Source organism: Lentibacter sp. (genome assembly GCF_965657785.1).
GTDB lineage: Bacteria > Pseudomonadota > Alphaproteobacteria > Rhodobacterales > Rhodobacteraceae > Lentibacter.
This window is the reverse complement of the sequence record NZ_CBFHPP010000018.1, coordinates 21,786-42,530: the sequence shown is the minus strand read 5'-3', so window position 1 is coordinate 42,530 and position 20,745 is coordinate 21,786. Positions and strand designations below refer to the sequence as shown.

The window sequence follows — 20,745 nt, the reverse complement described above, 5'->3', positions numbered from 1 at the left end:
CTTTTGGGTCTGGCTTTCGACGCCTTTCGCACCGTCAATCACCATCACCGCGGCGTCGACGGCTGTGAGCGTGCGATAGGTGTCTTCGGAGAAGTCCGAGTGGCCGGGTGTGTCTACAAGATTGAAGCGCAAGCCGCTGAAATCAAACGACATTGCAGAGGCCGAAACAGAGATTCCACGGTCCTTTTCCATCTGCATAAAGTCCGAGCGGGTGCGGCGGGCTTCGCCCTTGGCGCGCACTTGTCCGGCCATCTGGATGGCGCCCCCATAGAGGAGGAATTTTTCCGTCAGCGTGGTTTTGCCAGCGTCGGGGTGCGAGATGATCGCGAAGGTCCGACGGCGGGCAATTTCGGGCGGGAGCTTGGGGCGGTTTGAAAGGTCTGTAGCCATGAGCGCGCGTATAGGTAACGAACGCGACTTTGGCAAGAATGCTTGCGATTCTAGGGGGGTGAAAAGCGTGCACAGGGCGTGCACCCCCCGTGCACCCCCCAAACAGGCGTTCGCAGGTCTCGCAAAAGGTTAACAGCTTGATGTCAGGCTGCCTCAAAATAACGTGAGGTGAGACATGACACAGAGTTTGAAAGCCAAGGCCGAGCGCGAAATGATGATGGAGCTGCGCGCGCTTCAGGAGGGGCTGAAGGCAGAGTGGATCGACACGGCGCTGCCAGAGGACTGGTATGGGCTGGACGATAGGCCGATTGCGCGGGCTAAGACGCGGGTCACGGTGCGGCTGGACGCGGATATGGTGCGCTGGTTTCGCAAGATGGGGCCGGGGTATGGCGCGCGGATCAATCAGATTTTGCGGCTCTACTGGCTAGGCCTCGCCTCGGGAAAACTGCGCTCGCATTGGGACGACAACACCCATGTGCCGCGCTTTGAGCGCTATATGGAGGCCAAGATCGCCAGTCAGATTGCGCTGGCCGCGCGGCTACGGGACACTGAGGCACAGGCTGAGAGCGGGACCGAGGCGGAGGCCGAGAAGACTTAATTGCCGCGCGAGGCGCGCAGCAAGAGTTCGGCCGCGTCGGGGCGGCGCAGCAGGCTTGCGCCAACCTCGAATTCGCCCTGCGCGCGGCTCTTGTGGCCCGAGGGTGCGCCAGAGAGCGCTTCGGCGATATGGGCCGGCAGGGCCGAGCGGGTGCGCGGCTCCATCAGGAGGGTTTCGGCGGCAATGCCTTCGGCAAAGACGATTTGATGCGCATCAAAGAGGATCTGGTAGTAGTCCACAAAGCCGCCTTCCTGCCGCGTGACGCTCTCGCCATTGACGAGATCGCGGGCCTTGAGGAGGACTTCGGCCCGACCTGCGCCGAGCCTGTCTTCGCGCTGGTAGACAAAGAGGCGGTGATCCGGGGAGACGAGCAGGTCGTTTTCGTTGTGAAGGGTGCCTTTGCGGATCAGAACGGGGGCAAAATCGCCTATGGAGCGGACGGTGTGATGCCCGATCCAGCGTAGGGTCTGCGGGCCGTCGTCACGGGTGAGCAGAGTGTCGCCTATTTTGAGCGTTTCGACAGCGCGCTGCTCGCCTGTGGCGAGGCTGAGGCGGGTGCCGCGTGTGAAAGAGGCGCAGGCGAGCTGCGAAAAGCGCAGGGGCGCAGATTCGGTATCTATTCGCACGAGGCGGTAGTCTTCTTTTGGCCGAAGCGGGGCCAGCGGCATGGCGTAGACCTCGGCGACATGGCCCAAGTCGGTGACTTCCACAAGCAGGAGCACTTCTATGGCGTGGCTTTTGCTATCCATCAGGGTGAGGCAGCTGTCGAGCACGACAGTGGCCCCGATCTGGCCTGTTTGGGTGTTTGAGGCGATACGAAACTGGCCGTTTTGAAGGGCGTGAAGGCTTAGGCGCAGGGGCATGGCCTTTGGGGCGAGCTGGTAGAAATCATCGAGCATGAGGTCTGCCGCGAAGCTCAGGCTGTCGCCAAAATTGGCGCCACTTGAGACCGGCAGCATCGGCGCGGGATAGACTTGCAAGGCTTGGGCCGTTTCACTCATCACTCAGGATACTCTTTATATCGGGGACGTCCCCAAGCTCTAGTATAGGATTTGGGCAAAAGCGCGGCAAGTCTGCGGCTCTGCTCTGGCCTTTGGCGGCGATTTGGGGTTTTGTGGTGCGAAACATTTAGGAGAGCGCGACATGGATTTGGGAATTGCAGGTAAGAAGGCGCTTGTTTGCGCATCCTCCAAGGGCTTGGGGCGCGGTTGTGCCGAGGCGCTGGCCGAAGCGGGGGTAAACCTTGTCATGAACGCGCGCGGCGCGGAGGTGCTTGAGGCGGTTGCGGCGGATATTGCTGGAAAATATGGCGTCGAGGTTATCACTGTGGCCGCGGATGTGACCACAGACGAGGGGCGCGTAAAAGTGCTGGCGGCGGCGGGGGATGTGGACATCCTTGTGACCAATGCGGGCGGGCCGCCTCCGGGGATGTGGACCGACTGGGGCCGTGACGATTTTGTGGCGGCGCTGGATGCCAATATGCTGACGCCGATTGCTCTGATGCAGGCGCTTGTGCCGCATATGCAGGCGCAGGGCTGGGGCCGTGTTGTGAACATCACCAGCCAGTCGGTGAAAGCGCCGATTCCTGTGCTGGGGCTGTCAAACTCGGCGCGTGCGGGGCTGACCGGCTTTGTGGCGGGCACGGCGCGTCAGGTTGCGGCCTCTGGTGTGACGATCAACAATTTGCAGCCTGGCATTCATGCGACAGATCGGGCTGTGTCTTTGGATGCGGGCGTGGCGAGTGCGCAGGGGATCAGCTCTGAGGAGGCGCAAAAGCAGCGTGAGGCGACCATTCCGACGCGGCGCTATGGCACGGCGGAAGAATTTGGCGCAACCTGCGCGTTCCTGTGCTCCCAGCACGCGGGCTTTATTGTGGGCCAGAATATTTTGCTGGATGGTGGCGCTGTTAACTCCACTATGTAAGCCATTGTAATCAAGTATTTTTGCGCGCTGGAGGCTTTGGAATAAGCGTCTGGCGCGCAAGGTTTTTGAGCACTTCGACGCCGAAGGATTCGCTGCCGTGTTTGCCGTCTTCATGGGCGAATGTGGCGGGCAGTGCGCCTGTATTGTCGGCCATATCGCTGTTGGGATCATAGAGCGGCAGGCCACGGGCGCGGATGAGCTGGCTCAGGGCGTCATTGAGCGCTGTGAGCAGCGGTTTGGCTTCAAACTGGGGCGGTGTGACCACCACGAGCGGCGCTTGGGCGGCGATTGTGGCGAGACCGTCCAGCGCCTCGGCGCGCGCCTCTGCGAGCCAAGCGGCGAGAAAGGCTGGCGAAAGCTGTGTTTCGGCAGATTTGGAGGGGACGTGGCTGAGCCCCAGCTTTTTCATGCGCATTTCGGTCAAAAACTGGGAGCTGTGATAGCCGATACTGGCAATCACGGGCGTGCCCGAGAGAAGCGGGTTGGGATGCGCGGCCTCTTGCTGGAAGCTCTCGATCTTCTGGCGGGCGCGAAAGCGCTCGCTCGTCAAGGTTCCGTCGGCGGCGAGGCGCATGACGCCGTCGCGCCAAGCGGCGGCGGAGGTGGCGAAGCTGAGGCACTCATAGCCAAGGGCTGTCGCGCCAAGGGCAAGCGCGCGGGCGTGGCTGTCACCGACAACAATCACGCGGGTCATGGTTTGGCTCCCGGATCAAGCAGAATTTCTTCGCAGGCCAGCTCTTCGGCGGCGGCCTCTGCGGCGACGCTGGCGCGGTGACGGGCCTCGGCCTCGTCTTTGGGGAGGATTTTCTTGGAAAACCGCATCCCGCGAAAGAAGTGCTCCATCACGAGGGCCACGCCTTCGGGCGCGACCGAGCGCATATTGGGCGCAAAGAACTGGGCGCGGGTCGGGGGCGCGGCGATGATCTCGTAGCTTGGGAAGTAGTCGACATCGGCGGCCATATCCGCGAGGTCGCCCGCGACGGCGCGCAGGACGGACTTGGAATATTGGGTGGCGAGCAGGACATGAGACCCCGTGGCGGTTGCGGTGAGGGGCACGGGGGAGACTGTGAGCAGGATTTTGATTTTGGGATTGAGCGCGCGCAGCCCGCGAATCGCCGTTTTCATCGACTTCAGGATCGCGGGGTAGCGGTAATTGACGAAGTTGTGTTGGGACGGGTCATAGGTGCCCGCAAGGGTTCCGGGGCAGAGGGCATAGGGCTGGCCTGTGTCGCTGTGCTCAAAGCCTTCGGTGAGGCCCATGGTGAAGACAAAGACCTGCGCCTCGCGCACCGAGCGGCCAAAGGCGCGGGCTGTGGCTTGGAGCATCTGAAGACAGTCGGCGCGGGTGTCAAAGCCGTCTGGCTCGATTGTCGGGCGCAGGCTGTCGCGGAAGCGGCCTTCGTTTTCCCAGATTTCGATTTCAGCGCAGCGCTCAGGGTCTTGGGCGAGGGCGACCCAGAGCTCGAGCATTCGCGCTGTATAGATATTGGCGGTGCGCGAGGAGTAGACGCCATAGCCAAACCGCGCCGCCAGCGCGGGCGAGGCAGAGGCGGGGGCGGGCTCGGCGTTGACCCATGGTTTGCCGTTGGCTTGCACGGCGCGGGAGATGTGCTGGGCAAAGCAGCTGCCATAGGTGGCGAAGGCGGCATTGGCGGGGAGTTTCCACTTGGAGCGGAAGAGGCTGTTATAGCCCCAGATGCCTGTTTCGGCGACGGCGGTGCGCCAGAAGGCAGAGGGGGGCTGGGAGGAATAGGGGGTGTCACTCATAAAACGGCCTCAACTTTTACAACAGTTTCGGGCATCGGCCATGCGCGGTCAAGCGCTTGAATGCGTAAGCTTTTTATGGGCTGTAAAGAAGTTATTCATCGAAAAGAATATGACGGTATACAAACGCGATTAAATTCAATATTGTGAATAAGACTAAAAACAGGGAGGCGAGATTCGATGTCAGAAAGCTCGGGAATGAAGGCGCCATCGCGCCGCGCTTTTTTGAAAGCGGCGGCAGCGGCGGTTCCTGCGGCGGCAGTGGCCGGCGCAGCGCGTGCGGATGATCCGCTCATTACAGAAGTGCAGGAGTGGGCCTCAGGCCTTGGCGCGGGGGTCGATGAGACGCCCTATGGCCTGCCGATCCAGTATGAAGGCGATGTTGTGCGCCGCACTGTTGAATGGCTCACGGCGGATCAGATCAGCTCGATCAACTTCACGCCGATCCACGCGCTTGACGGCACGATCACGCCGCAGGGCTGCGCCTTTGAGCGCCATCACTCTGGCGCGATCGAGCTGAAGAAAGAAGATTATCGTTTGATGATCAACGGGTTGGTCGACCAGCCTTTGGTCTTTACATACGAAGACCTTGAGCGCTTTCCGCGCGAGAACCATGTCTATTTCTGCGAATGCGCGGCGAATACGGGCATGGAATGGGCCGGTGCGCAGCTTAATGGCGCGCAATATACCCACGGTATGATCCATAATATGGAATATACTGGTGTGACTCTGCGCACGCTTCTCAACGAGGCGGGCCTTGGTGCGGCGGGTGACCTGAAGGACAAGTGGGTTTATGTGGAGGGCGCGGACGCCTCGTCCAATGGCCGCTCTATTCCTATGGAAAAAGCTCTGGATGACTGCCTTGTGGCCTTTAAGGCCAATGGCGAGGCGCTGCGCATGGAGCACGGCTACCCTGTGCGCCTTTGTGTGCCTGGCTGGGAAGGCAATATGTGGGTCAAATGGCTGCGTCGCATCGAAGTGACGGACGCCGCTGTGGAAAGCCGCGAAGAGACCTCAAAATACACCGACACGCTGGCCGACGGCACGAGCCGCAAGTGGACATGGGAGATGGACGCGAAATCCATCATCACAAGCCCCAGCCCGCAGATGCCGATCAAGCATGGCAAGGGCCCCTTGGTGATCACTGGTCTGGCATGGTCGGGCCGTGGCGCGATTACGCGTGTGGATGTGTCCAAGGACGGCGGCAAGACGTGGGAAACCGCGCGCTTGGCCAAGCCGGGCGAGAAAATGGCGCTGACGCGCTTTTATCTTGATACCACATGGGACGGGGAGGAAATGTTCCTTCAGGCCCGTGCGATGGATGAGACAGGCTATGTCCAGCCGACAAAAGACGAGCTGCGCGAGGTGCGCGGTGAAAACTCGATCTATCACAACAACTCAATCCAGACTTGGTGGGTTCAGCCAAACGGGGAGGCAGACAATGTCGAAGTATCTTAAACTGACAGTTGCGGCCCTTGCGCTGGCTGCGGCCAGCCCTGCGGCGGCGGAGAAATTCGGCCTTGGCCGTGCGGCAACAGACGCCGAAGTCGCGGCGTGGGACATTGACATCCACCCCGATGGAACGGGCTTGCCCGAAGGGTCGGGCGATGTCTGGACCGGAGAAGAAGTCTTTGCAGAGCAATGTGGCGTTTGTCACGGCGATTTTGCCGAAGGTGTGGGCAACTGGCCCAAACTTGCCGGCGGCAAAGGCACGCTAGACCACAAAGACCCGTTGAAAACTGTTGGCTCATATTGGCCATATCTTTCAACAACTTGGGACTATGTGAACCGCTCTATGCCTTTTGGTGCGGCGCAAACGCTGACGGCGGACGAAGTCTATGCGATTGTGGCTTATATCCTCTTCTCCAATGACTTGGTGGATGATGATTTTGTCTTGTCCAAAGAGACATTTCTGGACGTAGAAATGCCCAATGCGAACGGGTTTATCATTGATGACCGGCGCACCTCGGAGGCGCATTTTGTGCGCGAGCCTTGCATGACGGACTGTAAGGACAGCGTTGAGATCACCAAGAATGTTGTCTTTAAGGGCGATCCCAACTCACCTGACGACCCTGACGCAGAGCCAGCCGCAGTGGAAGCTGTTGTGGAGGAAGCGGCAGCAGAAGAGGCTGCGGCCGAAGCTGTGGTTGAAGAGGCAGCGCTGGATATGGAGCTTGTGGCCGAAGGCGAGAAAGTCTTCAAAAAGTGCAAGGCGTGTCACCAAGTGGGCGAGGGCGCCAAGAACAAGACCGGCCCGATCCTGAACGGTGTTGTCGGGGCGCAGTTTGGTCATATTGAAGGGTTCAAATACTCGAAGACACTGGTTGAGATGGGCGAAAGCGGCATGGTTTGGGACGATGCCAATATGGCGGCTTTCCTGACCAAGCCGAAAGACTTTATCAAAAAGACCAAAATGTCTTTTGCAGGTCTTAAGAAGGAAGAAGATATTCGCGCCGTGACCGAATATCTGAGATCTTTCCCGTAAGATTTACCAATGGGGGCGCATTTTCTTGCGCCCCCGTTTTGTCGCGGGATAATTTTGTGGCATACTGAGTGGCAAGAACCTTTGGGAGGAGGGGCAATGCTGACCAGACGACAGTTTACACTGACAGCTGCGGCGGCCTTCGGAGCCGCGGGCGCGGGCTTTGCGGCCGAGCTGGGCGAGGACGGCTTGCACAAGCAACCGTGGTTTCTAGACAGCTTTCTCGAGCTCGGCGATGATCTGGCCCAGGCCGCTGATCAGGGCCGTCATCTTATGATCTTGTATGAGCAGAACGGCTGCCCCTATTGCCGCGAGTTGCATGAGGTCAATTTCGCGCGCCCTGCGCTGAGTGACTATATCAAGGCGCATTATGACGTGATCCAGCTTGATATGTTTGGCGCGCGTGAGGTCCTTGATTTTGACTGGCAGGCGCATGAAGAGCGGAATCTGGCCGCGAAATGGGGCGTGAATTTCACCCCCACAACGATATTGATGCACAATTCGAACGCAGGCGCGGAGAGCCTTAGCGCGGCGCAGAGCTTTCGGATGCCCGGCTATTTGAAGCCGTTTCACTACCTCGCGTCGCTTGAGTTTGTGGCGGAGCGCAAATTTGAAGAGCAAACCTTCCAGCGCTATTTGCAGGACAAGTTTGCAGCATTGGAGGCAGAGGGACTTGATCCAGACGTTTGGTAAGGCCTTGGTTTTTGTGGCGCTTGCGGGCGCTGCGGGGGCTGAGGACATCGGGGATGCAGAGCGCGGTGCGAAGGTGTTTCACCAATGCACCTCCTGTCATCAGATCGGCTATGGGGCGGAGCACCGTGTGGGGCCGCATCTCAACGGGATTTTTGGCCGTGTGGCGGCGGCTTTTACTGAAGAGTATAAATATTCCAAAGGCTTGCGGCGCGAGGGCGAAAACGGGCTTGTTTGGGATTTGCGCACGCTTGACGCCTATATCGAGAACCCCAAGGCGCTTGTGAGTGGCACGCGGATGAACATCCGCGGGATCAAAGACGCGCAGGCGCGGGCCGATCTCTTGGCCTATATGCGCAGCTTTTCGGAAAGCCCTGCCAATATTCCCGAAGCCGAGCCGACAGGGGTGCCCCGCGAGGTCGAGCTTGCGCCCGAAATCCTCGCGATTGTGGGTGATCCTGAATATGGCGAATATCTCGCCAGTGAATGCTCAAGCTGCCATCAGGCCAGCGGCGGGGACGACGGCATCCCTGCGATCACGCAGTGGCCCGAGGAAGACTTTGTTGTGGCGATGCACGCTTACAAGCGTAAGATCAGGCCACATCCTGTGATGCAGATGATGGCGGGGCGGCTGAGTGACGAGGAGATTGCCGCGCTGGCGGCATACTTTAAGAACCTAGAGTAAAATACTGATTTAACAGGGAGAACGAAAAAATGAAACTCAACAGAAGAGCCTTTATCGGAACCGGCGCAGCGGCGGCCACGCTTTTGAGCGCGCCACACGTGCGCGCAGCCGGCGGCGGCGCTGGCAAGGTGATTGTCATTGGCGGCGGCGCGGGCGGAGCGACCGCGGCGCGCTATCTGGCCCGCGATGGCAAGGGCGAGATTGACGTCACGCTGATCGAGCCGAGCCGCGCTTATTACACCTGCTTTTTCTCAAACCTCTACATCGGCGGGTTTCGCGAGCTGAGCTCGATTGGCCACTCTTATGGCGGATTGGCAAATGAGGGCGTCAATGTGGTGCATGACTGGGCGATTGATGTGGACCGCGCGGCCAAGACTGTCACCCTCGCGGGCGGGGCTGTCTTGCCGTATGACAAGCTCATTCTCAGCCCCGGGATCGACTTTGTCGACGGCGCTGTGCCCGGCTGGGACGTGAGCAAGCAAAACAAGATGCCCCATGCGTATAAGGCGGGGTCACAATCGGAGCTTTTGAAAGCGCAGGTCGAGGCGATGCCGGAAGGCGGCGTTTTTGCCATGGTCGCGCCGCCCAACCCGTTCCGCTGCCCTCCCGGGCCGTATGAGCGCGTCAGCATGGTGGCTCATGTGTTGAAAAAGACAAACCCGACGGCGAAAATCATTGTTGCGGACCCCAAGCCGAAGTTTTCAAAGATGGGTCTGTTTCAGGAAGGCTGGAGCACGCATTATGCGGGCATGGTGGATTGGATCGGCGCAGATTTTGGCGGCGGCAACGTAGAAGTCAATGCTGACGAGATGACCGTGAGCATTGACGGCGAGGTGACCAAAGTCGACGCCTGCAACGTTATTCCTGCCATGAAAGCGGGACGGATTTGTGAGATTGCCGGTGTGAACGAGGGCAATTGGGCGCCGGTGATTGGCCATACCATGCAGAGCCGTGTCGATGAAAACGTCTATGTGCTGGGGGATGCGACGAACCAGGGCGATATGCCCAAGTCGGGCTTCTCGGCGAACTCGCAAGCCAAGGTCTGCGCCATGGCTGTGCGCGGGGCTTTGACGGGCAGCAAGGTCTTCCCTGCGAAGTTCTCCAACACCTGCTGGAGTCTGATCGACACCGACGATGGCGTCAAAGTTGGCGCGACCTATGAGGCGACGGATGAAAAAATCGCCAAAGTGGACGGGTTTATCAGCCAGACCGGCGAAGACGCCGCCTTGCGCAAGGTCACCTATGAGGAAAGCATTGGGTGGTATGCCGGGATCACGGCGGATATGTTCGGAGCTTAATTCTGGACTTAAGGGGTATCGGACTGTGCTTTGCACAGTCCGACCGGGTGAGGGGGCGCTGCCCCCTCACACTCCCCCGGGATATTTTTAGAAAGAAAAAGACTGGGCTGTTTTGGGCGCGATCTGGGGTAAAGCCGGTTGCAAACTTCGCGGCAGAGCCAGTTGCAAAGCCTGTGGCTAGCTCCAGCTGACGCGGTAGCTGCGCGGGGTGCGGTTGTAGCGTTCTTTGAAGCGTTTGGTGAAGTGGTTTGAGGAGGAGAACCCTGTGGCCACGGCGACATCGGCGACTGTCATATTGGTTTCTTTGAGGTAGGCGAGGGCGCGGGCGAGGCGGATTTCGAGGTAGCAATGCATTGGCGGCTGGCCGATGTGGCGCAAAAACAGCCGCTCGATCTGGCGGCGGGAAACGCCGAGCTCTGTGCAGATATCAGACATGGAGAGCGGGTCTTCGACCTCGGCGCGCATCAGGTCGAGCGCGGCGAGCAGATGGGGATTGCGCGAGCCGATGGCGGCGCTTGCGGCCGTGGTTTGCGAGGATTTGGAGCTGGTGGCGCGCCCGTGCAGGCACATATCAGCCACGACGGCGGCGAGCTTGGGGCCGTGGCGGCGCTCCATCAGGGCGAGCATCATATCAATGCTGGCGTTGCCGCCGCCGCAGGTGATCAGGCCTTTGTCGATTTCATAAAGGCGGTCTGTGGGCTCAAAATCGGGGTAATCTTCGCGAAAGCGCTGCTGGTTTTCCCAGTGGAGCGTGAAATACTGGTCTTTGATCAGGCCTGTGGCGGCGAGAGCGAAGCTGCCTGTGCAGATGCCGCCGAATTTACGCCCGAAGCGCGATTCGCGGCGGATAAAGGACAGCACGGGTTTTGAGATATTGCGCTCGGGCTCGACCCCGCCGCAGACAAAGCATTGCGCCCCCGCGGGCAGGGGTTCGAGCGGTTTGTCGGGGGTGATGCGCATTCCGTTGGAGCAGGTGACGGGGGCGCCTGTTTCAGACAGGGTATACCAGTTGTAAAGCGGTTTTTCTGTGATCTGGTTGGCGATGCGAAGCGGCTCGATGGCGGCGGCGACGGCGAGCATTGTTGTTTTGGGGAGCAGCAGGAAGTGAAACGTATCGGTTGTCCCGTCAAATTCGACATCAAAATGCGCCGAGGAGCCTTTTTCCACAAAAGAGCGCGGGGTGTCGGACATTTTTGTGCCTTTCGCGGGGAATGAGGGCCGTTAAACTGCCGCCTTATACCAATCGGGGGCAGTTTCAAGCAAGCTGATCATGGGAATTCGTCCCGAACGGCCTTGCAGCCCTTGGAACGCGCCACTAAGACTCTGTTAGCAATGATCCGATATGGATCCCGTGAGATGTAAAAGCAGGCAGGATAAGATGACAGACCCGTATGAAACTTACATGAACACGCTCGTACCGATGGTCGTTGAGCAAACGAGCCGTGGCGAGCGCGCCTATGACATCTTTTCGCGCCTTCTCAAGGAGCGGATCATCTTTTTGAACGGGCCTGTGCATGACGGCATGAGCAGCCTGATTGTGGCGCAGCTCTTGCATCTTGAGGCGGAAAACCCCTCAAAAGAAATCAGTATGTATATCAACTCGCCCGGGGGCGTGGTGACGAGCGGGCTGTCGATTTATGACACGATGCAATACATCAAGCCCAAGGTCAGCACGCTTGTGATCGGGCAGGCGGCGAGCATGGGCTCGCTTTTGCTCACTGCGGGCGAGAAGGGGATGCGCTTTAGCTTGCCGAACTCTCGCGTGATGGTGCACCAGCCTTCTGGTGGCTATCAGGGGCAGGCCTCTGATATTATGATCCACGCGGAAGAGACGCTCAAGCTCAAGCGCCGCTTGAACGAAATTTATGTGCACCACACGGGGCAGACATTGACCGATGTGGAAGCGGCGCTGGAGCGCGACAAGTTTATGAGCCCCGAAGAGGCCAAGGACTGGGGATTGATCGACGAGATCGTCACCAACCGCGACAAAGCGGGCGAGGCTGACGCCTAGGCAGCGGGCTGCCTTGGGGCGAATTTGCGATTGTGGCGCGGCGCGGGCTGACCTAAGCTGAACCACAGCAGACGAAATGGTGGGGCCTTTGAGCCTTTGCCTGAAAGACGACGGCCAGAAAGGGCAAACGGATGGCGACGAATAGCGGCGGCGACAGCAAGAACACGCTTTATTGCAGCTTTTGCGGCAAGAGCCAGCATGAGGTGCGCAAGCTGATTGCGGGGCCGACTGTGTTTATCTGTGATGAATGCGTTGAGCTTTGTATGGATATTATTCGCGAAGAGACCAAGGGCAGCAGCCTGAAGTCGAGCGAAGGGGTTCCGACGCCACAAGAGATTTGTGGTGTGCTGGATGACTATGTGATTGGTCAGGCGATGGCCAAGCGCGTGCTCTCTGTGGCGGTGCACAACCACTACAAGCGCCTCAATCACGCCCAGAAGGGCGGGGACATCGAGCTGAGCAAATCCAACATCCTGCTGATTGGCCCGACGGGCTGCGGCAAGACCTTGCTGGCGCAGACGCTGGCGCGGATTTTGGATGTGCCGTTTACCATGGCGGATGCGACCACGCTGACCGAAGCGGGCTATGTGGGCGAGGATGTTGAAAATATCATTCTCAAGCTGTTGCAAAGCTCGGAATATAACGTCGAGAAGGCGCAGCGCGGGATTGTCTATATTGACGAGGTCGACAAGATCACCCGCAAGTCTGAAAACCCCTCGATCACCCGCGATGTGAGCGGCGAGGGGGTGCAGCAGGCGCTTCTCAAGCTGATGGAAGGCACCGTTGCCTCTGTTCCGCCACAGGGCGGGCGCAAGCATCCGCAGCAAGAATTCCTGCAAGTGGACACCACCAACATCCTGTTTATCTGCGGCGGGGCCTTTGCGGGCCTTGACCGGATCATCAAGCAGCGCGGCAAGGGCTCTGCTATGGGCTTTGGCGCGGATGTGCGCGACGAGAGCATGGTGGGCATTGGCGAAACGTTCAAATCGCTTGAGCCGGAAGATCTGCTCAAGTTTGGTCTGATCCCCGAGTTTGTTGGCCGTTTGCCTGTTTTGGCGACGCTGGAAGACCTGGACGAAGACGCGCTTGTCACGATCCTGACCGAGCCGAAGAACGCGCTTGTGAAGCAATACCAGCGCCTCTTTGAGCTGGAAGATGCGCAGCTAACTTTTACTGACGATGCGCTGAGCGCGATTGCGCGGCGCGCGATTGAACGCAAGACAGGTGCACGCGGCTTGCGCTCGATCCTTGAGGATATTTTGCTCAACACGATGTTTGATTTGCCAGCGCTTGAGAATGTGCAGGAAGTTGTTGTGAATGAAGAGGCGGTGACCTCTGAGGCGCAGCCGCTGATCATCTATGCGGACCAGAAGAAAAAAGAGGGCGCGGCGAGCTGATCGCCTGCGCTTGAGTGAGAGAAGACAGCCCCGTTGGTGTGACGCCAGCGGGGTTTTTCTTTTGGGGCGCGCGCGTCTCTGCCCCTGTCAAACGGGACGGCTTTTGGAAAATTTAGGCGAAGTTTTACACAGCAGGGCGCAAATGGCGCAAGCGAGGCTGGACCTTGGCCTGAAATTGGGCCATATCTCATGCAAGTTTTGCGGAGGCTCTTATGGGCATTTTGAAATCTATCCTGCGAGTGGCCACATGGTGGAACGGCTCGACGCTCAACACCCAGCTTTACACCTGGCGTAAGGGCACGCGCGTTGGCGAAGACAGCCAGGGCAATGTCTATTACACCAGCCGCGACGGCAAGCGCCGTTGGGTTATGTTCAATGGCACGGTTGAGGCCAGCCGCATTGATGCGAACTGGCACGGCTGGCTGCACCACACGTTTAAAGAGACGCCAACCGATGCGCCACTGCCTCATAAGGCGTGGGAAAAGCCGCATGAGCCAAACCACACCGGCACGCCGCTGGCCTATGTGCCTGAAGGGTCTTTGCGCCGCGCCGCACCCAAAGAGCGCCGTGATTATGAGGCTTGGGCTCCTGAATAGGGGCGGATTGTAAATGTCTGAAAACACAACAGAAGTATTGGTGGGCGGCGCGGTTTTGGCGGCTGCGGTGGCGTTTGTGATCTATACGGGCCAAGCCACAGGATTTACGGGCCAAGGCGCGGGCTATCCTTTGACAGCGTCGTTTCGCTCGCTTGAGGGCGTGACTGTGGGCACCGATGTGCGCCTTGCGGGGGTCAAAGTCGGCACGGTGACGGGCGTTGCGCTCAACCCGGAGACTTACCGTGCGGACACGACATTGAGCGTGGCTGCAGGCGTTGCGATCCCTGATGACAGCGCTGTTGTGGTGAGCCAAGAGGGGCTGTTGGGCGGCAACTTTGTTGAGATTATGCCCGGTGGCTCGCCGTTTTTCTATGAAACGGGCGATGAAATTCTGGATACGCAAGGCTCGGTTTCCTTGATTTCCCTGTTGCTCAAGTTCGTTTCGGGCGGCGCGGGGGGCTCGCAATGAAGCGCGCCCTTGCCGGCTTTGCGCTTATGATTGCGGGCACGGCGGCTCTGGGCGAGCAAGCCAGCCTTGGAACAGGGGCGATTTTGCGCGGCCTTGATAAAGTCAACGGCAAGACCACCGACCTTGATATGGGCAATGGAACCTCGCTTGCGTTTGGCCGTCTGGTCGTTTCGCTTGGCGAATGTCGCTATCCTGAGGGCAACCCTTCGGGGGACGCTTATGCCTTTGTCACGATCCGCGAGACGGGAAAATCCGAGATGGTTTTTTCAGGCTGGATGATCGGCTCTTCGCCTGCGCTGAGTGCGCTCGACCATCCGCGCTATGACGTTTGGGTGACGCGCTGCAAGACGCAGTGAGGGTCTTGCGCGAGGTCTATGCAAAAGAGATCGGCTTGATGGTGCAGCGCTTCGGCGAGCTGGGCGCGATAGCTTGCGCGGCTGATTTCAACACCGCCGAGGCTGGCGAGATGGGGCGTGAGAAACTGGGTGTCAAAGAGTGTGAAGCCCGTGCGCGATAGGTGATCAACCAGATGGGCGAGGGCGAGTTTGCTACCGCCTGTGGCGCGGCTGAACATACTTTCGCCAAAGAAGGCGCGCCCGAGGGCGATGCCATAGGTTCCGCCGATGAGCGCGCCATCTTGCCATATTTCAAAAGAATGGGCGAAGCCAAGCGCGTGCAGGGCGAGAAACACCGCCTCTATCTCGGCATTGATCCATGTGTCTTCGCGGTCGGCACAGGCCAGTAGGACGGCGTGAAAGTCCTGATTAATTGCGGGTGTATAGCCGCCTTTCTTCATCTGCCGCGCAAGGCTGCGGGAGATGTGAAAGCCGTCGAGAGGGAGGACGCCGCGCTCGCGCGGATCGACCCAGAAGATCTCTGGATCGTTGCGCCCTTCGGACATAGGAAATACGCCCGAAGCATAGGCATGAAGCACAACTTCGGGCGTGAGGCTCATGCCTCGGAGAGGTTTGTTTCGAGCCAGTGTTCCAGCCAGTGGATGTTGTATCCGCCTGAGAGGACATCTTCTTCCTGCAAGAGCGCGTGGAAGAGCGGCACTGTCGTGTCAACGCCATCAACGATCAGCTCGCCAAGCGCGCGGTTCAGACGGGCGAGCGCTTCGGGGCGGTCGCGGCCATGAACGATGAGCTTGCCGATGAGGCTGTCGTAATAGGGCGGGATGGAATAGCCGTCGTAAAGCGCGCTGTCCATGCGCACGCCGAGGCCGCCCGGGGCGTGAAACTGCGTGATCTTGCCCGGGCAGGGCGAGAAATTGGGCAGTTTTTCGGCATTAATGCGCACTTCGATGGCGTGGCCGTTGATCTTGAGATCCTCTTGCGTGAAGGACATCGGCTTGCCTTCGGCAACGCGGATTTGCTCGCGCACCAGATCGACGCCGAAGATGGCCTCGGTGACGGGGTGCTCGACTTGCAGACGGGTGTTCATCTCGATGAAATAGAACTCGCCGTTTTCATACAGGAATTCGATCGTGCCCGCGCCGATATAGTTGATATCGGCCATGGCGTCGGCGCAGACTTTGCCGATTGCCGCGCGCTCTTCAGGGGAAATTGAGGGGCCGGGGGCCTCTTCAAAGACTTTCTGGTGACGGCGTTGGAGCGAACAGTCGCGCTCGCCCAAGTGAACGGCGCGGCCTTTGCCGTCGCCAAACACCTGAATTTCGATGTGGCGGGGCGTGGTGAGGTATTTCTCGATATAGACTTCGTCATTGCCGAAGTTCGACTTGCCCTCGGCGCGCGCGGTTTGGAAAGCAGAGGGCATATCGGCGGCGGTTTGCGCCACTTTCATGCCTTTGCCGCCGCCGCCTGCTGTGGCTTTGATAATGACTGGATAGCCGATCTCGGCGCCGATGCGCTGCGCGTCTTCCAGAGTGGCAACGCCGCCGTCAGAGCCGGGCACAACGGGCACACCCAGTTTGATCATGGTTTCTTTGGCGGTGATTTTGTCGCCCATGACGCGGATGTGCTCGGCTGTCGGGCCGATGAAGATCAGGTCGTGGTCTTGGACGATCTGCACAAAATTGGCGTTTTCCGACAGGAAGCCATAGCCCGGGTGAATCGCTTGCGCGCCTGTGATTTCGCAGGCGGCAATGATCGCGGGGATCGAGAGGTAGCTCTCTGTGCCCGCAGGCGGGCCAATGCAGACGCTTTCGTCGGCCATGCGCACGTGCATGGCGTCGGCGTCGGCGGTCGAGTGGACTGCGACCGACTGAATGCCCATTTCGCGGCAGGCGCGAATGACCCTCAGGGCGATCTCACCACGGTTGGCGATAAGGACTTTTTCAATCATGTCAGGGCCTTATTCGATAATCATCAGGGGAGCGCCGAACTCGACAGCGTCGCCATCAGAGACCAGAATCCGCTTCACTGTGCCCGACTTGGGGGCGGGGATGTGGTTCATGGTTTTCATGGCTTCCACAATCAGGAGCGTGTCGCCTTCGCTGACTTGCTGGCCGACAGAGACAAACGACGGGGCGCTTGGCTCTGGTTGAAGATAGATCGTGCCGACCATCGGCGAGTTGACCGCGCCGGGATGGCTTGACGGATCTTCGGCGGGGGCAGCTGCCGCTGCAGGGGCAGAGGCGGCAGCCGCAACAGGCGCGGCCGCAGCAACTGGCGCTGCAATCTGTTGCACCACTTCGGTTTTGCGACTGACGCGGACATTGAGGCTGTCGTTGTCGCCATATTCACGCTTTACGTTCAGCTCGGTGAGGTCGTTTTCACCCAGAATTTTCGCCAGTGCCTCGATAAAGGCCACATCGGTGTCATGAGTTCCGTCTTTTTTTGTCATCATGTCCTCAGGTATTGGCTCCGCAGTTTACGAAGCGTCAGGATTTGGGGCCTTATAGGCGAAGTGGGCGGGCGTGAAAAGCCGCATATCAGGGGCTATGTTTGAAGGTTTTTCGCGCGATTGCGAGGGGAAATTATGGCTCACAGGGGCATTCCCGAGAGTTTGGCGACCAGTTCGGCCAGTTTGCGAGCGCGAAACTTTTCTTGCAGGCGGGCGCGGTAGACCTCGATTGTGCGATAGCTGAGGCCCAGCTCGCGGCCTATTTCTTTGGAGGTGAGGCCACGGCACGTCAGAATGGCGACTTCGCGTTCGCGCGTTGTGAGGGCGACGAGCGGGCGCTCTTGGGAGAGGTCGGCAAAGCTCCAGACGCCGCGCTTGAACGGGGCATCAGGCGTCAGGCTCTGGCCGCGCACGCGGCACCAGAACAGCGTGCCATCGCGGCGACGCATCACGCGCTCGTCGGCGTAGCGGCCTGTGCTGCGCATGGCCTCAAGCCCGCGTGCGCCAATACGCTCGTAGTCTTCGCGGCTGGGATAGAGCGCCTCAAGGGGAGAATCGACATAGCTGTCGGGCGTGCCGCCGAAGACTTCGGCAAAGAGCGCATTGGCGGATTTTATGATGCGGTTTTCCAAGATCACCAGCCCGATGGGGGCGTGGGTAAAGGCCAGATCTGAGGGGGTCTGCTGCGTCATGTGGAGAGAGTGCCTGCTTTTTAGGCGCACAGCAAGAGGACGTAGAACTACAGCATTGCGGGGGCGCGTGGCTTGGTGCTGAATGTGATCAAGTTTGGGAGGACGATATGAATATTGCTGAGTATCTTTACCGCACGGCTGTTTTGACGCCAGAGCGGGAGGCGCTGTTTTGGGGCGAAGATTGCTTCGCTGATTATGGCGGATTTCTTCAGCGCGCGGGGCAGGTGGCGGCCTGGCTGACGGCGCAGGGCGCAGGCAAGGGCGCGCCTGTCGCAATTTTTATGAAGAACCTGCCTGACTATCTGATCGTGCAATACGGTATCTGGATGGCGGGAGCGATTGCTGTGCCGATCAATGCGAAGTTGCACGGGCGTGAGGCGGCGTGGATTATCGAGAATGCAGAGGCTGGGCTTGTGTTTTGTGACACGAGTCTCGCCAGCGCGTTGCAGGAGGCGGGCACGACGGCGCAGCTTATGGATGTGCAGAGCGCAGGCTATGACGCGGTGCGCAGGACTGAGCCGTTGGCGCGGCCTGTGGCTTGCGCGGCGCAGGATCTGGCGTGGTTGTTTTACACCTCGGGCACAACGGGGCGGCCCAAGGGGGTGATGATCACCCATGCGATGCTGCGCTCTATGGCGCTGTGTTATTTTGTCGATGCGGATCAGGTCACGCCTGAGGATGCGGCGCTTTATGCCGCGCCGCTCAGTCACGGGGCAGGCATTTACAACATTATGCACGTGATGGTTGGTGCGCGCCATGTCTGCCCGCGCTCGGGCGGGTTTGAGGAGGCTGAAATCTTCGCCTTGGCGGCGCATTTTGGCCGCGTGCATATGTTTGCGGCGCCGACCATGGTCAAACGGATGACGCTGGCGGCGAAGGCTGCGGGCGTAACAGGCGAGGGCTTACGCAGTGTCGTTTATGCGGGTGGGCCGATGTATACGGCGGATATTATTGAGGCGGTGGCGCATTTCGGGCCTGTGTTTTTACAGATTTACGGGCAGGGCGAGTGCCCGATGGGGATTACGGCGCTGTCCCGCCACGATGTGACGGACCGTAGCCACCCGAACTGGCGCGCGCGGCTTGGCTCTGTGGGGCGCGCGCAATCGGCTGTCGAGGTCAGGATCGGGGGCGCGGATGGCGCAGAGCTTGAGCGCGGCGCGGTCGGCGAGATCATGGTGCGCGGGGACACGGTGATGCCCGGCTATTGGAAAAACCCCGAGGCCAGCGCCAAGACGCTTGTGAACGGCTGGTTGATGACAGGCGACATGGGCAGTATGGATGCTGAGGGATATGTCACGATGCATGACCGCTCCAAAGACATGATCATCACAGGGGGGAGCAATGTTTACCCTCGTGAGGTGGAAGAGGTGCTTTTGGAGCTGCCGGATGTGGAGGAGGTCAGCGTTGTGGGGCGGCCGCATCCCGAGTGGGGCGAAGATGTGGTGGCTTTTGTTGTGATGGCGAAAGGGGCGGTGCTTGATCACGTGGCTTTGGATGCGCAATGCCTTGAAAATATTGCACGGTTTAAGCGCCCCAAGGCGTATTTTGCGCTCGATGAGCTGCCCAAGAACAACTACGGCAAAGTGCTTAAGACCGAGCTGCGCAAGCGTCTGGAGGAGATGTCATGAGCGATTTGAGCGGGAAGACGGCCTTTGTAACTGGGTCTGTGCAGGGGATCGGCCTTGCGATTGCCAAGGCGCTTGGCGGGGCGGGCGCGCGGGTTGCCTTGCATGGTTTGGCCACGCGCGAGGAGGCCGCAGCGGCTTGCGCCGAAGTGACGGCGGCAGGGGCGTGTGATGTGCGGTTTTTCGCAGGGGATATGTGCGATGTGAGCGCGATTGAGGGTTTGATGCGCGATGTGCGGGCTTGGGGAGAGGTTGATATTCTGGTCAACAATGCTGGCATCCAGCACACTGCGCCGCTGGCCGATATGCCGCGCGACACATGGGAGGCGATTTTGGCGATCAACCTCTCGGCGGCGTTTCACACCATGCAGGCGCTCATGCCCGTTATGGCGGCGCGCGGCTTTGGGCGGGTGATCAATATTGCCTCTGTGCATGGGCTTGTCGCCAGCAAGGATAAGGCGCCTTATGTGGCGGCGAAATTTGGCTTGGTGGGTCTGAGCCGTGTGGCGGCGCTGGAATATGCGAGCGTGGGAAGCCGTGACAGCGGGGGTGTGACAGTGAATTGCATCGCGCCCGGCTGGACGGAGACCGCAATTATCGAACCTCAGATCGCGGCGCGCGCAGCGGCGCATGGCGGCGACCGTGCGGCAGGGATTGCGGCGCTTTTGCGCGAGAAACAACCCAGTCAGCGCACCTCGGACCCCAGCGAAATCGGGGCCTTGGCGCTCTGGCTTTGCGCGGCTGTGGCCCACAACATTACAGGCACAACCATTCCTGTGGATGGTGGCTGGACAACGCAATAGGCTTATTCTTTGAGTTCTTCCTGAAGGTCGGCCAGTTCTTGGGCAAGATGCATCTCGATCAGATAGGCGGCTGTGGATGTGCCTGTCGGAATGGTCTTGCGCGGGGGTGCAGCCTCTTTGGGAGGGTTTTCCAGCATCACGCGTGTGGATGTGGCGGCTGTGGCCTGGCGAACGGCGGTTTGCAGCTCGTTCTTTGCAACGGGCGCGACGGCTTGCGCCTGCGGCTGGGCAAGGCGCTCGCTCAGGGCTGTTGCTGTGGCGCTACGCGCTTGAGGCGCGGCGCCGAGACTTTCTACAAAGGACATTTTATGGCTCCGAACATGGAGCCCCCACCAGAGACGAGTGTCTGCGGGAAACACTAACAGAGCGTTAAGGAACGGGGTTTGAGTAAAATGCACTTCAAGTTGGTGTCCAATAGGTTGGTGTCCAATGGCGCTGCGCGCCATCGGACCCGTTTGGGGGACGCTGTGTGGGTCTATTTGGGGGGACGCTCCCAGACGCAGGAGAAAGGGGGGGG

The 20,745-nt window shown here is 59.5% G+C and carries 24 protein-coding genes; 14 read left to right on the top strand and 10 right to left on the bottom strand.

Going from position 1 to position 20,745, the window contains the following annotated elements:
- Positions 1-390: GTP-binding protein (locus ACTF58_RS10625; RefSeq protein ID WP_438991948.1), on the bottom strand; the 390-nt coding region annotated here is incomplete at its 3' end.
- 175 nt (positions 391-565) lie between these two features.
- Here ACTF58_RS10625 and ACTF58_RS10620 point away from each other — a divergent pair.
- A complete protein-coding gene (locus tag ACTF58_RS10620) occupies positions 566-988 on the top strand; it encodes a BrnA antitoxin family protein (RefSeq protein WP_438991947.1) in 423 nt (140 codons plus the stop codon).
- Here ACTF58_RS10620 and ACTF58_RS10615 read toward each other — a convergent pair.
- Positions 985-1,989, bottom strand: coding sequence for a Hint domain-containing protein (locus ACTF58_RS10615; protein ID WP_438991946.1), 1,005 nt, complete (start codon positions 1,987-1,989; stop codon positions 985-987). The genes ACTF58_RS10620 and ACTF58_RS10615 overlap by 4 nt on opposite strands.
- Positions 1,990-2,131: 142 nt before the next feature.
- On the opposite strand from ACTF58_RS10615, the gene ACTF58_RS10610 reads away from it, so the two are divergent.
- Positions 2,132-2,911: an SDR family oxidoreductase gene (locus ACTF58_RS10610; protein ID WP_438991945.1), complete on the top strand. Its 780-nt coding sequence runs from the start codon at positions 2,132-2,134 to the stop codon at positions 2,909-2,911.
- 10 nt (positions 2,912-2,921) lie between these two features.
- On the opposite strand, the gene ACTF58_RS10605 is transcribed toward ACTF58_RS10610, so the two are convergent.
- Both ACTF58_RS10605 and ACTF58_RS10600 read right to left on the bottom strand, forming a co-directional pair.
- Positions 2,922-3,605, bottom strand: coding sequence for a hypothetical protein (locus tag ACTF58_RS10605; protein WP_438991944.1), 684 nt, complete (start codon positions 3,603-3,605; stop codon positions 2,922-2,924).
- Positions 3,602-4,678 carry a GSCFA domain-containing protein gene (locus tag ACTF58_RS10600; RefSeq protein WP_438991943.1) on the bottom strand — a complete coding sequence of 359 codons (1,077 nt, stop codon included), beginning with the start codon at positions 4,676-4,678 and terminating at the stop codon, positions 3,602-3,604. The genes ACTF58_RS10605 and ACTF58_RS10600 overlap by 4 nt, the downstream gene beginning before the upstream one ends.
- Positions 4,679-4,873: 195 nt before the next feature.
- Between ACTF58_RS10600 and soxC the strand changes: the two genes are divergently transcribed.
- The 5 genes from soxC to ACTF58_RS10575 all read left to right on the top strand — a co-directional run bounded on the left by soxC (position 4,874) and on the right by ACTF58_RS10575 (position 9,830).
- Positions 4,874-6,133 carry a sulfite dehydrogenase gene (gene soxC, locus ACTF58_RS10595; RefSeq protein ID WP_438991942.1) on the top strand — a complete coding sequence of 420 codons (1,260 nt, stop codon included), beginning with the start codon at positions 4,874-4,876 and terminating at the stop codon, positions 6,131-6,133.
- On the top strand, positions 6,117-7,160 hold the full coding sequence (locus tag ACTF58_RS10590) for a c-type cytochrome (protein WP_438991941.1): 1,044 nt from the start codon (positions 6,117-6,119) through the stop codon (positions 7,158-7,160). Before soxC ends, ACTF58_RS10590 begins: the two co-directional genes overlap by 17 nt.
- A gap of 96 nt (positions 7,161-7,256) precedes the next feature.
- Positions 7,257-7,850 (top strand): thioredoxin family protein, encoded by a 594-nt coding sequence (locus ACTF58_RS10585; RefSeq protein WP_438991940.1) that lies wholly within the window; start codon positions 7,257-7,259, stop codon positions 7,848-7,850.
- Complete coding sequence (locus ACTF58_RS10580) at positions 7,834-8,532, top strand: c-type cytochrome (protein WP_438991950.1); 699 nt, start codon at positions 7,834-7,836, stop codon at positions 8,530-8,532. Before ACTF58_RS10585 ends, ACTF58_RS10580 begins: the two co-directional genes overlap by 17 nt.
- 29 nt (positions 8,533-8,561) lie before the next feature.
- The gene (locus ACTF58_RS10575) at positions 8,562-9,830 is read left to right on the top strand and encodes an FCSD flavin-binding domain-containing protein (protein ID WP_438991939.1); all 1,269 of its coding nucleotides are present in this window, start codon (positions 8,562-8,564) and stop codon (positions 9,828-9,830) included.
- A gap of 177 nt (positions 9,831-10,007) precedes the next feature.
- Here the strand turns inward: ACTF58_RS10575 and ACTF58_RS10570 are convergent, their stop codons facing one another.
- On the bottom strand, positions 10,008-11,021 hold the full coding sequence (locus ACTF58_RS10570; protein ID WP_438991938.1) for a GlxA family transcriptional regulator: 1,014 nt from the start codon (positions 11,019-11,021) through the stop codon (positions 10,008-10,010).
- A 187-nt stretch (positions 11,022-11,208) separates the two neighbouring features.
- Between ACTF58_RS10570 and ACTF58_RS10565 the strand changes: the two genes are divergently transcribed.
- From ACTF58_RS10565 to ACTF58_RS10545, 5 genes are all read left to right on the top strand, one after another.
- A complete protein-coding gene (locus ACTF58_RS10565) occupies positions 11,209-11,841 on the top strand; it encodes an ATP-dependent Clp protease proteolytic subunit (RefSeq protein WP_438991937.1) in 633 nt (210 codons plus the stop codon).
- 131 nt (positions 11,842-11,972) lie between these two features.
- Positions 11,973-13,238, top strand: a complete 1,266-nt coding sequence (gene clpX, locus ACTF58_RS10560) for an ATP-dependent Clp protease ATP-binding subunit ClpX (RefSeq protein ID WP_438991936.1) — start codon at positions 11,973-11,975, stop codon at positions 13,236-13,238.
- A 212-nt stretch (positions 13,239-13,450) separates the two neighbouring features.
- Entirely contained in the window at positions 13,451-13,834 is a 384-nt protein-coding gene (locus ACTF58_RS10555; RefSeq protein ID WP_438991935.1) for an NADH:ubiquinone oxidoreductase subunit NDUFA12, read from the top strand.
- Positions 13,835-13,847: 13 nt separating this feature from the next.
- Positions 13,848-14,303 (top strand): outer membrane lipid asymmetry maintenance protein MlaD, encoded by a 456-nt coding sequence (mlaD, locus tag ACTF58_RS10550; RefSeq protein WP_438991934.1) that lies wholly within the window; start codon positions 13,848-13,850, stop codon positions 14,301-14,303.
- Positions 14,300-14,659: a DUF2155 domain-containing protein gene (locus ACTF58_RS10545; RefSeq protein WP_438991933.1), complete on the top strand. Its 360-nt coding sequence runs from the start codon at positions 14,300-14,302 to the stop codon at positions 14,657-14,659. Before mlaD ends, ACTF58_RS10545 begins: the two co-directional genes overlap by 4 nt.
- Here the strand turns inward: ACTF58_RS10545 and aat are convergent.
- From aat to ACTF58_RS10525, 4 genes are all read right to left on the bottom strand, one after another.
- Positions 14,623-15,258 (bottom strand): leucyl/phenylalanyl-tRNA--protein transferase, encoded by a 636-nt coding sequence (aat, locus tag ACTF58_RS10540; RefSeq protein ID WP_438991932.1) that lies wholly within the window; start codon positions 15,256-15,258, stop codon positions 14,623-14,625. The genes ACTF58_RS10545 and aat overlap by 37 nt on opposite strands.
- Entirely contained in the window at positions 15,255-16,607 is a 1,353-nt protein-coding gene (gene accC / locus ACTF58_RS10535) for an acetyl-CoA carboxylase biotin carboxylase subunit (RefSeq protein ID WP_438991931.1), read from the bottom strand. Before accC ends, aat begins: the two co-directional genes overlap by 4 nt.
- A gap of 9 nt (positions 16,608-16,616) precedes the next feature.
- Entirely contained in the window at positions 16,617-17,108 is a 492-nt protein-coding gene (gene accB / locus ACTF58_RS10530; RefSeq protein ID WP_438991930.1) for an acetyl-CoA carboxylase biotin carboxyl carrier protein, read from the bottom strand.
- Positions 17,109-17,248: 140 nt separating this feature from the next.
- On the bottom strand, positions 17,249-17,800 hold the full coding sequence (locus ACTF58_RS10525; protein ID WP_438991929.1) for a LuxR C-terminal-related transcriptional regulator: 552 nt from the start codon (positions 17,798-17,800) through the stop codon (positions 17,249-17,251).
- Between the two features lie 107 nt (positions 17,801-17,907).
- Between ACTF58_RS10525 and ACTF58_RS10520 the strand changes: the two genes are divergently transcribed.
- Both ACTF58_RS10520 and ACTF58_RS10515 read left to right on the top strand, forming a co-directional pair.
- Positions 17,908-19,428: an AMP-binding protein gene (locus tag ACTF58_RS10520; protein ID WP_438991928.1), complete on the top strand. Its 1,521-nt coding sequence runs from the start codon at positions 17,908-17,910 to the stop codon at positions 19,426-19,428.
- Positions 19,425-20,228 (top strand): 3-hydroxybutyrate dehydrogenase, encoded by an 804-nt coding sequence (locus ACTF58_RS10515; RefSeq protein ID WP_438991927.1) that lies wholly within the window; start codon positions 19,425-19,427, stop codon positions 20,226-20,228. The genes ACTF58_RS10520 and ACTF58_RS10515 overlap by 4 nt, the downstream gene beginning before the upstream one ends.
- Positions 20,229-20,230: 2 nt before the next feature.
- Here ACTF58_RS10515 and ACTF58_RS10510 read toward each other — a convergent pair whose 3' ends face one another.
- Positions 20,231-20,533: a hypothetical protein gene (locus ACTF58_RS10510; RefSeq protein ID WP_438991926.1), complete on the bottom strand. Its 303-nt coding sequence runs from the start codon at positions 20,531-20,533 to the stop codon at positions 20,231-20,233.
- Between the last annotated feature and the right edge of the window lie 212 nt (positions 20,534-20,745).